Origin of the sequence: Mucilaginibacter terrigena (genome assembly GCF_004168255.1) — a bacterium.
GTDB lineage: Bacteria > Bacteroidota > Bacteroidia > Sphingobacteriales > Sphingobacteriaceae > Mucilaginibacter > Mucilaginibacter terrigena.
Genome location: NZ_SEWG01000006.1, coordinates 177,910 through 193,328, shown reverse-complemented (window position 1 = coordinate 193,328; position 15,419 = coordinate 177,910). Strand labels below are relative to the sequence as shown.

At 44.7% G+C, this 15,419-nt stretch carries 15 protein-coding genes and 1 tRNA gene; 11 read left to right on the top strand and 5 right to left on the bottom strand.

Going from position 1 to position 15,419, the window contains the following annotated elements; translation table 11 throughout:
* The first annotated feature begins 78 nt into the window (after positions 1-78).
* The 4 genes from EWM62_RS15960 (at position 79) to EWM62_RS15945 (ending at position 2,644) form a co-directional block, all read left to right on the top strand.
* Positions 79-1,062, top strand: a complete 984-nt coding sequence (locus EWM62_RS15960; RefSeq protein WP_129877676.1) for a pyruvate dehydrogenase complex E1 component subunit beta — start codon at positions 79-81, stop codon at positions 1,060-1,062.
* 101 nt (positions 1,063-1,163) lie between these two features.
* Positions 1,164-1,388 carry a hypothetical protein gene (locus tag EWM62_RS15955; RefSeq protein ID WP_129877675.1) on the top strand — a complete coding sequence of 75 codons (225 nt, stop codon included), beginning with the start codon at positions 1,164-1,166 and terminating at the stop codon, positions 1,386-1,388.
* Positions 1,388-1,777, top strand: coding sequence for a type II toxin-antitoxin system VapC family toxin (locus EWM62_RS15950; protein WP_238989368.1), 390 nt, complete (start codon positions 1,388-1,390; stop codon positions 1,775-1,777). Before EWM62_RS15955 ends, EWM62_RS15950 begins: the two co-directional genes overlap by 1 nt.
* 75 nt (positions 1,778-1,852) lie before the next feature.
* Positions 1,853-2,644, top strand: coding sequence for a hypothetical protein (locus EWM62_RS15945; protein WP_129877674.1), 792 nt, complete (start codon positions 1,853-1,855; stop codon positions 2,642-2,644).
* 4 nt (positions 2,645-2,648) lie between these two features.
* On the opposite strand, the gene EWM62_RS15940 is transcribed toward EWM62_RS15945, so the two are convergent.
* Positions 2,649-4,196, bottom strand: coding sequence for a glycoside hydrolase family 10 protein (locus tag EWM62_RS15940; RefSeq protein ID WP_129877673.1), 1,548 nt, complete (start codon positions 4,194-4,196; stop codon positions 2,649-2,651).
* Between the two features lie 251 nt (positions 4,197-4,447).
* Here EWM62_RS15940 and EWM62_RS15935 point away from each other — a divergent pair, with 251 nt between their 5' ends.
* Both EWM62_RS15935 and EWM62_RS15930 read left to right on the top strand, forming a co-directional pair.
* Positions 4,448-5,374, top strand: a complete 927-nt coding sequence (locus EWM62_RS15935; protein ID WP_129877672.1) for a hypothetical protein — start codon at positions 4,448-4,450, stop codon at positions 5,372-5,374.
* A 73-nt stretch (positions 5,375-5,447) separates the two neighbouring features.
* Complete coding sequence (locus tag EWM62_RS15930) at positions 5,448-5,798, top strand: cupin domain-containing protein (protein WP_129877671.1); 351 nt, start codon at positions 5,448-5,450, stop codon at positions 5,796-5,798.
* 77 nt (positions 5,799-5,875) lie between these two features.
* On the opposite strand, the gene EWM62_RS15925 is transcribed toward EWM62_RS15930, so the two are convergent.
* Positions 5,876-5,949, bottom strand: a tRNA-Asp gene (locus tag EWM62_RS15925).
* A 177-nt stretch (positions 5,950-6,126) separates the two neighbouring features.
* Between EWM62_RS15925 and EWM62_RS15920 the strand changes: the two genes are divergently transcribed.
* From EWM62_RS15920 to EWM62_RS15905, 4 genes are all read left to right on the top strand, one after another.
* Positions 6,127-7,653 (top strand): xylulokinase, encoded by a 1,527-nt coding sequence (locus tag EWM62_RS15920; protein ID WP_129877670.1) that lies wholly within the window; start codon positions 6,127-6,129, stop codon positions 7,651-7,653.
* 60 nt (positions 7,654-7,713) lie between these two features.
* Positions 7,714-9,042 carry a xylose isomerase gene (gene xylA, locus EWM62_RS15915; RefSeq protein ID WP_129877669.1) on the top strand — a complete coding sequence of 443 codons (1,329 nt, stop codon included), beginning with the start codon at positions 7,714-7,716 and terminating at the stop codon, positions 9,040-9,042.
* 45 nt (positions 9,043-9,087) lie between these two features.
* A complete protein-coding gene (locus EWM62_RS15910; RefSeq protein ID WP_129877668.1) occupies positions 9,088-10,788 on the top strand; it encodes a sodium:solute symporter family transporter in 1,701 nt (566 codons plus the stop codon).
* 114 nt (positions 10,789-10,902) lie between these two features.
* The gene (locus EWM62_RS15905; RefSeq protein WP_129877667.1) at positions 10,903-11,520 is read left to right on the top strand and encodes a hypothetical protein; all 618 of its coding nucleotides are present in this window, start codon (positions 10,903-10,905) and stop codon (positions 11,518-11,520) included.
* Between the two features lie 67 nt (positions 11,521-11,587).
* Here EWM62_RS15905 and EWM62_RS15900 read toward each other — a convergent pair whose 3' ends face one another.
* From EWM62_RS15900 to EWM62_RS15890, 3 genes are all read right to left on the bottom strand, one after another.
* Positions 11,588-12,097, bottom strand: coding sequence for a hypothetical protein (locus EWM62_RS15900; protein ID WP_129877666.1), 510 nt, complete (start codon positions 12,095-12,097; stop codon positions 11,588-11,590).
* A 196-nt stretch (positions 12,098-12,293) separates the two neighbouring features.
* Positions 12,294-14,030, bottom strand: a complete 1,737-nt coding sequence (locus EWM62_RS15895; protein WP_129877665.1) for a S41 family peptidase — start codon at positions 14,028-14,030, stop codon at positions 12,294-12,296.
* Positions 14,031-14,093: 63 nt separating this feature from the next.
* Positions 14,094-14,309 (bottom strand): hypothetical protein, encoded by a 216-nt coding sequence (locus EWM62_RS15890; protein ID WP_129877664.1) that lies wholly within the window; start codon positions 14,307-14,309, stop codon positions 14,094-14,096.
* Between the two features lie 128 nt (positions 14,310-14,437).
* Here EWM62_RS15890 and EWM62_RS15885 point away from each other — a divergent pair, with 128 nt between their 5' ends.
* A complete protein-coding gene (locus EWM62_RS15885) occupies positions 14,438-15,025 on the top strand; it encodes a porin family protein (protein ID WP_129877663.1) in 588 nt (195 codons plus the stop codon).
* Positions 15,026-15,419 lie beyond the last annotated feature (394 nt).

The window sequence follows — 15,419 nt, the reverse complement described above, 5'->3', positions numbered from 1 at the left end:
ATAGTACCTTTACGCGATTGTATTTTACACTTTAGTGATTATATTTGCGGTCGTAAAAAACTTCATTTTAACAACATAATGAGAGAAATACAATTCAGGGAAGCGCTAAGGGAAGCCATGCAGGAAGAAATGCGCAAGGATGAAAACATATACCTAATGGGCGAAGAAGTTGCCGAATATAACGGCGCTTATAAAGTAAGCCAGGGTATGCTTGATGAATTCGGTGCCAAACGTGTTATTGATACGCCTATCTCTGAATTGGGCTTTGCCGGCATAGGCATAGGTTCGGCCATGAACGGCTTAAAACCGGTTATCGAGTTTATGACGTTCAACTTCTCGTTGGTAGCTATCGACCAGATCATCAACGGCGCAGCCAAAATTATGTCTATGAGCGGCGGCCAGTTCTCGGTGCCTATCGTATTTCGCGGCCCAACCGGTAACGCGGGTATGCTAAGTTCGCAGCACAGCCAGTGTTTCGAAAACTGGTATGCAAACTGTCCGGGCTTAAAGGTGGTTGTGCCATCAAACCCTTACGATGCAAAAGGCCTGTTAAAATCGGCGATACTTGATCCCGACCCGGTTATTTTTATGGAGTCGGAACTGATGTATGGCGATAAAGGCGAAGTACCCGAAGAAACCTATTATATCGAAATTGGTAAAGCCAACGTAACCAAAGAAGGCAGCGATGTTACTTTGGTAGGTTTCGGCAAGATCATGAAAGTGGTTAACGCCGCTGCCGCCGAATTGGAAAAAGAAGGCATCCATGCCGAGGTTATCGACCTGCGTACTGTACGCCCTATCGATTATGCTACCGTTATCAACTCGGTTAAAAAAACAAACCGTTTGGTAATTGTTGAAGAAAGCTGGCCTTTAGGATCGATAGCCACCGAAATAGCATTTAAAGTACAAAAAGACGCGTTTGATTATTTAGATGCACCGGTACTGCGCATAATGGGCGGCGACGTTCCATTGCCTTACGCGCCAACCCTGATACAGGAGTACCTGCCAAACCCCGAGCGTGTGATAAAGGCCGTAAAAGAAGTAATGTACGTTAGCAAATAATAGTAACAACTGTGAATATTAGAAAGCCTTCCCGACTATTGTCAGGAGGGTTTTTTGTTTATATGGATTTTATCAGGTAAATTTGAGTATATACATATATTATGTACACTGAAGGAAGAAAACTCCATATAATTGATGAGGTGCTAAAATTAAATAGCGACGCCGCATTGGCCAAACTGGAAAGTGTTGTTGAAAAGCTGAAAGAAGAAACTCCCAAAACCGGTTTCAAGGATTTTGCCGGAATATGGACTAAAAAAGAGGCCGAAGAAATAGAATTAGCAATTAAGAATTCCTGCGAAAATATAAATCCTGAAGACTGGAAATAATGCTTTTAGATACAAGCATAATTATCGATCTGTTTAAGGGCGACCACGATATATTGTCGATATTAGATGCACAAGAATTTATCTTCCTCCCCGCAGCAGCTTTGGGCGAACTGTATTTAGGAGCTTACCGGTCTTCAAATATCGTAAAACATCTATCGCAAATACAATCGTTTGTAAGCGAATGCGAATTCCTGCCGGTGGATGCGGAAACGGCCAAACAATATGCAATTATTAAAAGCGACCTGCTATTAAAAGGTAAACCGATCCCTGAAAATGATATTTGGATCGCGGCTACTGCTAAACAATACCAACTCGCCATTTTTACTAAGGACAAGCACTTCACCCTGATAGATGGGATCAATATATTTGGTAACAATCCGGCCAACTAATATTCAAGATAATTGCCTTAAATGCTAAAAGCCCACACTTTAATGCCTGTTATGCGTTCTGTATAAAATATATTTATGAGCACCATCCTCCACGTACTTAATGGCGATTCCACATTATACGGTTTTGAACAAACCGGCATTGCCGGCGATGTAATGGTTTGGCGCGAAGTATTATCTGAAGGACCGGTATCTGAAAGGATAACCTCAGCGAATTTTTGGCAGCAACGTTCAGCCTTTATTTGTAAAACCTTTGATGAAACTCCCCACCGTTACCACGAGGGTATGGTTGCTCAGCTGGAAAAACTTAGCGGGCCTTATGAGGAAATTAACCTATGGTTTGAGTTTGACCTGCACTGCCAGGTAAACCTGCTGGGAGTTATGATGTTGCTATCGCAGCAAACAAACCTATCCGGCCCCGCCGTTTATTTAATATGCCCTTCCGAGGTTACCGGCGTAAGCGATTTTCGCGGTATGGGCGAGTTGAATGGCGAACAACTGGAATCCCTGTTTGACAACACCCGCGTACAACTGGGCGACTATGATTTTGAACTGGCCACCGAAGCGTGGGACCTGTACGTAGCCGGCAATGCTGTTAAATTACAGGCCTGGCTAAGTTCCACAACATTCTGGGCGAATATGCAATGCCTTAAACCCGCTATGGAAGCGCATTTAAAGCGCCTGCGGGTTAACGCCGAAGGTTTAAACTATATCCAGCAAAGGCTACTGGATATTTACAACAGCGGCACACATGACAGGCCCGGCATTTACGCCGCATTTTGGGCTAACGAAAAAATATACGGTATGGGCGATAGTGAGCTTGATATTCATCTCGACGAACTTACGGCCCGCGGACTTATAACCCCGTAAAACCTTACGGGGCAATTACCATCATAGCAGGCGATCGGTCGCTTTCGTTCTTTAATCTGTCTAAAGCGGTTACCACATAATAATAGGTTTGCCCGGGCTTAACATTGGTATCCATGTAAAGCGCCGTGGTATCGTACTGAATATGCAATATGTTTTTGGGGTCGGCCATGTCAAATTTTTCGCCTTCCATAAAGCGGTATATCACATACCCGTAAACCGGTTCGGCGTCAGCAGCCGGTAAAGGCGCCTGCCATCTCAGCATAATACCCTTGCTCTCGGCTTTAGCTATAAAATTTTGCGGCGCGTTAGGCGGGATAGAATCCAGCCAAAGCATTGGCGGCGGTAATGCCGGATAGCGGTAAAAATCTTTTTTTAAGGTATCAACCAAATGGTTGGCATTGGCCATAAGCGATTGCGACCGGAAGAACACGCTCCCCTGCGCCCTTGGGTTGGCCCTTATCAAACGGATCTGGTTGGGTATCTCCGATGGATTTTTATAAGCAGGGCTGCGCTGCTCGTAAAAACGATAGGGCCCCTGGCCAATATATAAGTGCCTGTTGTAGGTATTGTTGCTCCACCAGTTTAAAAGCGTATCAAAAGCCGCCAGGCGGTAGCCAATATGCCAGTATATCTGCGGGTTTATATAGTCTATCCAACCTTCCTGCATCCATTTACGGGTATCGGCAAAGTTTTCAATGTATGACGACCCTCCGTTGGTTTCAGAGCCATCAGGGTGCTGGCTTTTGTTTGCCCATATCCCAAAAGGGCTTATGCCAAACTTCATGTGGGGTTTATATTTATGTATGCTGTCGGCCAGCATGTGCACCAGTTTATCTACGTTGTCCCTTCGCCAGTCCTTAATATTATCAAAGTCCCCGCCATATTCGGCAAACGTTTCGGCATCGTTTATTACCTGCCCCCTTACCGGGTAAGGGTAAAAGTAATCGTCCATATGTATGCCGTCTACATCATAATTCTTCACCACATCAAGTATCACCTGCACAATGTATTCGCGCACCTCGGGGATACCCGGGTTAAACAACTTTATACCTTCGTAAATAAAAAACCACTCGGGTTTAGTGCGGGTAATATGGTTTGGTGCAATGGTAAAAAACTTATTATCGAACGTTGCACGATAAGGGTTAAACCAGGCGTGCAGTTCAATACCACGCTTATGGGCTTCGGCAGTTGCAAACTCTAAAGGGTCGTAGCCGGGCTCTTGCCCCTGTTTACCGGTCAAATACTTTGACCATGGTTCGCGGCTTTTGGCGTAAAAAGCATCGGCAGCAGGCCTTACCTGGAACATTACCGCGTTAATACCCGTTTGCTGGTGAAAATTTAATTGATTTAGCAGGTCTCTTTTCTGTGCTTCGGCCGGTGCCCTGGCGTTAGTTGGCCAGTCAAGGTTTACCACTGTTGCTATCCACACGCCCCTAAACTCGCGTTTGGGTTCTATGGGTGTAACCTCCTCGGGGGTAAATGTTTGCGCTATTGACAGGGAATATATAACAGAAAGAAAAATGGTAATAAGTAAGCGTTTATAGAAAAGCATTAAGCGGATATTTTATTTTAAAGTTCCAAAGATATAAACTCATAACTAAGCAGTTTTAGTATTAGTATAATAATTACGCCTATTTTGTGTTTTAATCATATTGTACTTATTTTAGCCCGTGCCTATATAAGTACTATAAGGGCTTTAGCTTTCGTAATGTTAGTTTTTTGCCTATATTTATTTAGATATTAAAAAAGAAAGATAACGTATACAGCTTAGCAGCCGGTTATCGTAACCTTTAACTAATTACTATGGAATACCAACCAGTAGAAAACCAACCCGGACAAGCGCCTAAAAAAAATTCAAACGTAATTTATTTTTTGATAGCTGTTGTGGTTGCATTATTGGGTACCGATGTTTACCTGTATACGCAGAAGAAAAATTCTGATGTAAAAATTGTTTACCAAAACGACGAAAAAACCAGGCTGCAAACCGAACTGGATAGCCTTGAAGCACAGATAGAACAGGTTAACGCAGGCCGCGCAAAAATGTCGGTAGCTATGCAGGCCAAAAACGATTCGTTACGGGTAAAGATACGCGTGTTACGAAGCGAACTGGCAAAAGGCAAATTAACCGTTGCCGAACTTACCAAAGCCCAGGAAGATATTAAACAGCTAAGGTATTTTGTTACCAAGTACACTGCCGATATCGAAGAACTTAAAAAACAAAATACAACCCTGGCTACCGAACGCGACACCTTAAAAACTAATTTGGCTACCGTTAGCCAAAAAGCTACCGACCTTGAGCAAAAGAACCAGGAACTGGATACCAAAGTTAAAGTAGCATCGGCCATTAAAGTGGCTACAGCTGATGTTGTTGCCTATAAGGTGAAAAACAGCGGTAAGGAAAGCGACGTTACCAAAGCTAAACAGGCACAAAAAATAAAGATCAATTTTATTGTGGCTACCAATGCCGTTGCCGAAAAAGGCCTGCATGATATTTACATCAGAATTATTGACCCAACCGGCAACCTGATAACCCAAAATGACTCGGGCACATTTAATGCCGATAGCCAGGACCTGCAATACACCTATAAAACGTCCATCGATTTTAGGGACGATGGCAGCGGTTATACAATCGATTGGGTAAACCCTTCGCCCTTTCAAAAAGGTACTTATACCGTGTTGATGTATGCCGATGGTTATACAATGGGTAAAACCAGCATAACGCTTAAATAATGATCTATTAAAATACATGAAGCTCCGGTTGTGTTTACATCCGGGGCTTTTTTGCAGGTTAATTTTTAAACAAATGGATAATAACAACCTAACTGTAATTGACATTGCGCAAACGGCTGTAACCAATAATGTTTATACCAATATACCGGTTGCCGTAGTAAATGACCATGTAGTAAGAATGAGCGTAATGACCGAACCTTATTTTTGGCATTTGCACCCTGATTCGGATGAGAGTTTTCTGATCATTGAAGGCTCGGTATTTATCGACCTGGAAGACCGCACGGTTGAGCTGTTCCCCAACCAGCTGTTTACAATACCCAAAAATGTAATTCACCGAACCAGGCCAAACGGAAACAGATCTGTTAACCTGACCTTTGAAAGCCAAAACCTTACAACAGTAAAAGTAGAAGGTTTGCGCGACTAACTGAATGGGTATTTTGGGTTATAAAAAAACGCTTAGATCAATGATCTAAGCGTTTTTAGGATTATTACCCTTTTTAGCGGAATGGACGGGACTCGAACCCGCGACCTCCTGCGTGACAGGCAGGCATTCTAACCAGCTGAACTACCACTCCGTTTGGGATTGCAAATATACGCACCTTTTTGTTTTACACAAGTCGTTTTAAAAAAATTATCATTTTTATTGTTTTTAGCTTTATTTACGTCAAACAGACACTTTTTCAAAAATTACTTTAAATTCGTTTTTTCATACCAATTGTTTACTGCTTACGTAATCTTAAAAGAACATACACATGCTGCTATTAGGCATTGATATAGGCACTTCGTCGGTAAAAGTATGCGTAGTTGATGCTGAAAGCCAAAGCGTTATAGCATCCGCGCAATATCCAGATGAGGAGTCGCCGATTACTTCGCTGCAAACCGGCTGGGCCGAGCAATCGCCCTATATGTGGTGGCAGCAAACGCAGCAAGCATTGGCGCTATGCTATAAAAAAGGTGGTTACGATCCTAAAAATATTTTGGCTATTGGCATAGCTTACCAGATGCACGGCCTTGTTTTGGTAGATAAAGACCATCAAATTCTGCGCGACAGCATCATTTGGTGCGACAGCCGGGCGGTTGAAATTGGCGATAAAGCCTTCGGCGACATCGGTACCGAAACCTGTTTATCGCACATGCTAAACTCGCCGGGTAACTTTACCGCCTCAAAATTGGCCTGGGTAAAACAAAACGAACCGGCGGTGTATGCCCAAATAGATAAAATAATGCTTCCCGGTGATTATATCGCCATGAAACTTACCGGCGAAATTACCACCTCGGCTTCGGCATTATCAGAGGGGATCTTCTTCGATTTCCGGTCTAACGGGCTATCTAAAGATATTGTAGATTATTTTGGCTTTAGCGATAAGCTGTTCCCACCGGTTAAACCGGTATTTTCGCCGCATGGCAGGGTGACTGCTGACGTTGCTTCCCTACTGGGGCTAACGGCCGGTATCCCGGTTACTTACAAAGCCGGCGACCAGCCCAACAACGCTTTATCATTAAACGTCCTAAAACCCGGCGAGGTAGCCGCAACAGCGGGCACATCGGGCGTAATATATGGCGTGAGCGACCAATTGGCTTACGACAAGCAATCGCGCGTGAACACCTTTGCACATGTTAACTATACCAACGAGCGCAAGCGCCTGGGTGTATTATTGTGCATCAACGGCACAGGCAGCCTTTACCGCTGGGTAAAAAATACTTTTGGAGCATCGCTTACCTACCGGCAAATGAATGAACTGGCCGAGACAGCACCGATGGGCAGCGATGGCTTGCGCATCCTGCCTTTTGGTAACGGTGCCGAACGGATGCTGAACAACAAGCAAATTGGGGCGCAGCTGCATAACATCGACCTGAACCTGCATACCCCGACCCATATTTTCCGCGCGGCGCAGGAGGGTATTGCATGCGCGTTCAGGTATGGGCTGGATATCATGCGCGGTAACGGCATCACCCCAACAGTTATCCGCGCGGGTAAAACCAATATGTTTTTAAGCGCCCTGTTCACCCAAACTTTTGTAAATGCTACCGGCGTACCGGTAGAACTTTATAATAACGATGGCAGCCTGGGCGCGGCGTTAGGCGCGGGTATAGGCGCCGGGATCTTCCCTTCGCAAGCCGAAGCATTTAGCAAAGCCGAACGGATTGGGTATATTGAGCCTACCAATACCGAAGCGTTTGAGGCTGTTTACCAGGATTGGAAAACTATACTTGAAAAGCATTTGGAAGGGCTGCAGGATAACAAGAAGCAAGAGACAGGACAGGAGTTTACTAAATAACTGTCTGATAACGATCAAGACGAGAAATCACTAATTCAATAATTCACTAAATAAATTGTTATGGCAATTGTAACCGGGGAAAAGGAATTTTTTAAAGGAATAGGGGAAGTAAAATACGAAGGGCCGCAATCTGATAACCCGCTGGCGTTTCGCTGGTACGATGCCGATAAAATCGTTGCCGGTAAAACCATGAAAGACCACCTGCGCTTTGCCTGTGCATACTGGCATTCGTTCTGTGGTAACGGCGCCGACCCGTTTGGCGAGCCTACGCACATCTTCCCATGGGGGGTTAAAACCGATGCCGTTGAACGTGCCAAAGATAAAATGGACGCTGCCTTCGAATTTATCACCAAAATGAATTTGCCCTATTACTGCTTTCACGATGTGGATGTGGTTGATTATACCAACGATATTAATGAGAACGACCGCCGACTGCAGGCCCTTGTTGATTACGCCAAACAAAAGCAGGCCGATAGTGGCGTAAAATTGCTTTGGGGTACATCAAACCTGTTTAGCAACCGCCGGTACATGAACGGCGCTTCTACCAATCCCGATTTTCATGTACTGGCGCACGCGGGCGCCCAGGTTAAAGCGGCTATTGATGCCACTATTGCGCTTGGCGGTGAAAACTACGTGTTTTGGGGAGGCCGCGAAGGTTACATGACCCTGCTGAACACCGATATGAAACGCGAGCAGGAACATTTTGCAAAATTTTTGCATACTGCTAAGGATTACGCCCGCAAGCAGGGCTTTAAAGGCAACTTTTTTATCGAACCAAAACCTTGCGAGCCAACCAAGCACCAGTACGATTATGACGCGGCTACCGTTTTGGGCTTTTTGCAGAAGTACGACCTGCTTAACGATTTTAAGCTGAACCTGGAAGTTAACCACGCCACCCTGGCCGGTCATACTTTTCAGCATGAGTTGCAGGTGGCTGCGGATGCGGGCCTGCTGGGTTCGATAGATGCTAACCGCGGCGATAGCCAGAACGGCTGGGATACCGACCAGTTCCCCAATGATATTACCGAGGTTACCGAATATATGCTGATCATATTGCAGGCCGGTGGCTTTAGCGGTGGCGGTATAAACTTTGATGCCAAGATCCGCCGTAACTCAACTGATCCTGCCGATCTGTTCTACGCGCATGTTGGCGGTATGGATATTTTTGCACGGGCGCTTATCATTGCTAACGATATCCTGCAACGGTCTGATTATAAAAAGATCCGTGCCGACCGCTACGCCTCGTTTAACAACGGCGCGGGTAAGGATTTCGAGGCCGGTAAACTATCGCTCGAAGATCTGCGTAAATACGCGGTTGATAATGGCGAGCCGGCAACCATCAGCGGGCAGCAGGAATATCTTGAAAATTTGATTAACCGATATATATAACTATTATTAGGCTCCCAAATTATAAACCAAGTTAAACCCACATAAATGAACTCTCTTACCTTTGGCGATAAGATCGTCTTCCTTATTTACTTTTTGGTTGTATCCTTTTATGGGTACTGGATATACAGGCGCAAACGCAACGCCGATGCCACATCAAAAGATTACTTTTTGGCAGAAGGCTCGCTTACCTGGTGGGCAATTGGCGCATCGCTGATCGCTTCAAATATATCGGCCGAGCAATTTATAGGTACAAGCGGTTCGGCGTTTAAAATGGGGCTGGCCATATCTACTTACGAGTGGATGGCTGCGGCAACATTAATTATCGTGGCTATATTCTTTATCCCGATATACCTCAAAAATAAGATCTTCACCATGCCGCAGTTCCTGCATCAGCGGTATAACGGTACGGTGGCAATGGTAATGGCCATTTTCTGGCTATTGTTATACATCGTGGTTAACCTCATGTCTATCCTGTACCTGGGTGCATTGGCCATAAGCGGTATATCGGGCTTAAATATTTATTTCTGTATAGTTGCTTTAGCGGTGTTTGCTGTTGTTATAACGCTGGGTGGCATGAAGGTAATTGGCTATACCGATGTTATACAAGTATTTGTACTGATACTGGGTGGGTTAGCCGCCACGTATATCGCATTGGGTGAATTAACAAAACATACCGCCGACCATTCCATACTTTCGGGACTCAAAATATTACATAATGAGGCTTCGGACCACTTCCATATGATATTTAAAAAGGAGAATGACAATTACATGGATCTGCCGGGCCTATCGGTGCTTATAGGCGGTATGATCATTGTTAACCTTAACTACTGGGGATGTAACCAGTACATAACCCAAAGGGCTTTGGGTGCCGACCTTAAAACCGCCCGCGCGGGTATCCTGTTCGCGGCGTTCTTAAAACTGCTGATGCCGGTTATTGTGGTATTACCGGGTATTGCGGCGTATGTGCTTTATCAAAGGGGGATGTTTCACCAGGAGATGTTAAGCTCATCGGGTGTTACAGATGTAAATAAGGCCTACCCTTCGCTTTTAAATCTTTTACCTGCCGGATTAAAGGGCCTTTCGTTTGCAGCGCTTACAGCGGCTATTGTAGCCTCGTTGGCCGGCAAGGCAAACAGCATTGCCACCATTTTTACACTGGATGTTTATAAAAAGGCTATCAACACACAGGCAAGCGAAAAAAAATTGGTGGTATTGGGCAAATGGTCTGTTTTGGTGGCTATGGCCTTAGGGGTTATCATGTCGCTGGTAATTGGCGAGCGCTTAATGGGCGAAGGCAAGCAGGGCTTTCAATATATACAAGAGTACACAGGTTTTGTATCGCCGGGTATATTTGCCATGTTCATCCTGGGTTTCTTCTGGAAAAAAGCATCCTCCAACGCGGCTTTGTTTGCTACAGTAGGCGGGTTTATATTTTCGGTGTTTTTTAAACTATTGCCACGCTTTGCCGACTTAAGCTTTTTATACCCTTATGGCTTTGCGAAAGAAGCCTTGCAGGATGATAAGGTGACCAAACTATACGAGATCCCTTTTATAGACCGTATGGGTTTTGTATTCGTTTTATGTGTGATTGGGATGATCATCATATCAAAAATTGACCAGGCCAAAGGCGTTAAAACCAACGGGTTGGAAATTGACGCATCTATGTTTAAAACATCGCGCGCGTTTACAGCCGGTGCGCTTATTGTAGGCGGTATCATCGTAGCATTGTATTCCTTCTTCTGGTAGTAGAGGAAATTTCAGATACCAAAAAGCGGCTTTGAAAAAGGCCGCTTTTTTTGTGTAGCCCGGCTAAAACAACCCCATTAGCTCCTATGTTGTAAGGATATATATTAACATACCATGAACAACGCCGCCGACAATATACCCGTACAAACCGAGGGGGAGAAAACCGATATCATACAATTTGCCGATTGTGCAAACGTACCTGATGCGCACCACCTGTTTTTATTGGCGAAGGACAGGCTGAAGGATATATCGCAATGGCATGTATTAAGCGGGCCGCACTCGGCAAAGTTTGCCATAACAGATGCCGCGGGTAACGAGGTTTACAAGATGGCCGAAAAGGGCGACCTGTTTTACATTAACCTGCCCGCACCCGGCCCGATGGCTGGTGATGGTAAGGAATGGGTGCGTATTGAAGCCATACAAGAACTGGAAGACGCGGATGCCGAAAGCGAATATATCACCATGACCGTAAGGCCGGTTGCCAACCCCAGGCACCCCGATAAGGCCACTGCTCATTTTTTCAGCCATAACTCTACCAGTACTTTTATTGTAGAGCGTTACCAGAACCATGTAAGCGCTGCCGTACACGGCCGTAACGAAACCCCAAATAATAAAGACACCGGCCTTTACGATACCGTGCGCAATACCATTATTGCCCTTGCCGCCCGCGAAGGCCTATCTGTACCGCAATGGAAATCGCTGGTTACCGGTATCCTGCAAAACAATAGCTAACCCCTTTATACAGCAAAAGGCCCCTGAATAAAGGGCCTTTGCTGTTGTATATATGATGGAGGGGGAATTAGTTTCTGTGCCCGCGGCCATGGCCTTTGCCATTATCATGCTTCACTTTTTTGGTTTTTATTACCTTGCTGTGTTCTACACGTACCGGGCGGTTATTTTTACTAACCCAATGGTTACGGTATTTTACATCGCGGCTATCGCGGATAATGGTTTGCCCTGTATGGCCCCTGTAGCTTGCATATTTAGTGCGGTAAACGGTTGCGCGGGTCCATGGTCTTGGCTCGTTCACTACTACCTTATAACCGTTGTATACGTTATAATTGCTGTACCTTGCAGGTAAGCTTGCGCGGCGTACCCAGGCGTTATTTTCCAGGTAAACATACTGGTGGGCAGGCACATCGTAATAAGTATCGATATCGGGCATGTAGTAATAATCGGCATGGTCGTAACCTACTGGCCCCCAATCTGGCTGGCTGCCAATGTTAATGCTTAAACTAATTTGCGCATCGGCTGATTTGTATGCTATACAGCTTAAAAATATCGCTGCAGTAATTATTATCTTTTTCATAATTGTATGTTTTTTGCAGGTATGACAACTATAGGACCGCTATAGTTTAACCCATTTGCACGCTATAACAGGGATGTTACAGAGCCCCCCGCCCCCTGAAGGGGGAGCCAAATTTTATTCTACAAAAAAAGCCTGCCTTTAATAAGGACAAGCTTTTAATATTTTATTCCCCCTTTAGGGGGTTAGGGGGCAGCTTTTAATCGTCGTCGCTATCCTTATCATCCTTTTTAACGGCCATGGCCAATACGGGTTTGCCAATGGTTTTATAATCGCCTACGCCTTTAAGTATCGATGCCAGCTGTGGTTTGTCCTGCATGGTTCTTATGGCTTCGGCCAGTTCTTTGTCGTATTTAAAGTTAGCCTCGTAACGGCCCTTTTCATATGCATAGCGCGATGCGATCTCATTTTCAAGAACTTGTTTTATCTCATCCTTATGCAGCTGCAGGTCGTTCTTTTTACTGCTCGCCATTTTGGCTTTCAAAGCGTCGTATTCCGTTTGTATTTCGCTGAACTGTTTCTCTTTTGTTGCTTCGGTTTTCAGGCTGTTCAGCATTTTTTCCGAAATGGTATTGTAGGTGTAATTCTTCCCGTCAAGGTATTTGATAAAATCATTATACTCCGCGTCGGTTAATACCAGGGTTTTAGGGTCAACCGCCTTTGGGTGATCTATACGGTATTTGGTAGCATAATCAAATATCAGCAGCTTGCTTACCAGCGCTTGTGTAATATTGGCAAACCTATCCTGCTTTATAAAAACATCGGGGTATATACCGCTGCCGTCATAAACCGAGCGGCCGTTCCTGGTTTTAAACTCGTGGATAGATGAATCGGCCACCTTTATCACACTGCCATCATCCTTACGGTGGGTGTAATCCAGTTCCTGAACGCACCGGCCCGATGGTACGTAGTATTTAGCCACGGTTACCTTTACCAGGCTGTTGTACGGCAGGTTAAAGGTTTGCTGTACCAGGCCTTTGCCGTAGCTGCGCTGGCCTATAATTATCGCCCTGTCCAGGTCCTGCAAGGCCCCTGCAACGATCTCTGATGCTGATGCCGAGCGGCCGTTAACCAATACTACCAGCGGCAGGTTTGGTTCAAGCGGAGTAGCAACGGTGCTATATGTAAAATTCTTTTCTTTTATTTTTCCTTTTTGCGATACCACCTGCACGCCCTTTTGTACAAACAGGTTCACAATTTTAACAGCCTCCTGCAGGATGCCGCCGCCGTTGGAGCGCAGATCGAGGATAATACCGTTGGGGTTATTTTTTTTAATAGCTATAAGCGCGGTGGTTACTTCCTCGGCAGAGTTTTCCAGGAACTTATTAAGCTTGATGTAGCCCATATTGCCCCCTACCATGCCCGAGTAAACCACATTGGGTTGCTTTATCTCATCGCGCATCAGGCTTTTGGCCACGGGGGCCTCGCCTTCGCGCTTCATCAAAAGCTTTATAAGTGCGCCTTTAGATCCTTTAAGCAGCTGGCTCACCTGGTCGTTTGTTTTGCCGGCAAGGTCAATGTCGTTTATTTTTAACATCTGGTCGCCCTGTCGGATATCGGCCTTCTGCGCCGGGAACCCTTCAAATACATCAGATACGTACACTTTTTTATCGCGCAGGAAGATACTTGCGCCAATACCGCCGTATTGGGTACTTACATAATGCAGCTTGTAATCTTCAATTTCCGATTCGGGGACAAACTCGGTATAAGGGTCTAATCCTTCCAGCATGGCATCAACTCCCGTTTTAACCAGCTTAGCCGAGTTGATATCATCAACATAGTTAATGTTCACCTCTTTATATACCGATGCAAAAACATCCAGGTTTTTGGATATCTGGAAAAGATCGTCGTTAAAACTCCATATGCTTATAGCCAAAGCCAAGCCACCCGCATACAAAGCCGGTTTCCTGTATTTGCTTATCATCCTTTTATCCATCACCCTTAACTTATTGAAATATAAATATATAAAAGCCAAATGGCTTTTTATAATAAACTGATTTTAAAGGCGGTTATTATCCATATTCACCAAAGCTTTTTTTAGCGTGAACACCACATATTGCCTGTCGCGGTTCACCAGTTGCATAATACGTGTTATCAGGCTGTCTTCCTGGCCTTCGGCGTATTGCAACTGCTCATCGGTAAGGTGGTTATATTTGCGCTGCACCTTTATTTTTATACGCTCCCAATCCTTATTGCTGATAGTTATCTCTGCCATAAATAAAATATTTAAGCAAAAATATAAAAAATACGCCGCTCCTAACGTTTAATATGTCGCGGTGCTGTTAAACTTTAAACAAGTTTGCGCATCTAACGTTTTATTAACCAAAAATAAAAATCACTACCATGAAAAAATGTTTGTTAAGCGTGGCTATAATATTTATAGCGGCAATAAGCGCTAAGGCGCAATTTTCATTAGGCGCCAAAGCGGGCGTCAATTTTTCAAAAATAAGTACCGATAACGTAAAGGAATCAACTGTGGCCGGTTACCAGGCGGGATTATTTGCCCGTTTTGGAAGCAGTTTTTACGTACAGCCCGAACTTTACCTGGGCAGCAGCGGTGGTAAATTCGATTTTAACAACAACGGCGGCACAGTAACCAGCAGCGGCAAAGTGCGTTTTACCAGCTTAAATGTACCTCTGCTGTTAGGTAAAGGTTTTGGGGGCGATAATTTAAACTTCAGGGTGATGGCCGGCCCGGTTTACAGCTATTTGTTAGATAAAACTCAAAGCTTTAGCGATAATGTAAGCGGCGCTTATAACGATTTTGGCGATTACAAGAAAAGCACCCTGGGCTACCAGGTAGGCGCGGGTATCGATATCGGCCACATTACAACCGATGTACGTTACGAAGGCGGCCTTACAAAAATTAACGAAAACTACGGGCAGCGCCAAAACATCTGGGCGGTAAGCGTAGGCTTCAAATTCTTTTAAGTGATATAATAAATTCAAAACAATGCGAAGGTCCCGGTGAACAACCGGGATTTTTTTATACCTGATTTTTTTGACTCGTTGGTGGCGATAGACTGTCAGTAGTTTAACTCCCAATTCGCTTAATATGAGCGTTTTACAAAAAAGTGTGCTGCATGCGCAATCGTGAACGTGAACATTTGTGGCTTGGTAAACGCCGATTTTGATCAAATAAAAAATCTCTTACAAAAGTAAAGCCCCTGATGGGCAGGGGCCTTTACTAACCAATTATAAACCTAAATTATGAGAAGAGCTGTAGGAGAAGGGGTCGAACCTTCAAAGAGTGGTTATTCTTATTGCTAAGAGTTTCCCATGATCTCCGCCACCGCGACAAGGAGGTGTGTCTGCCAAAAATTTC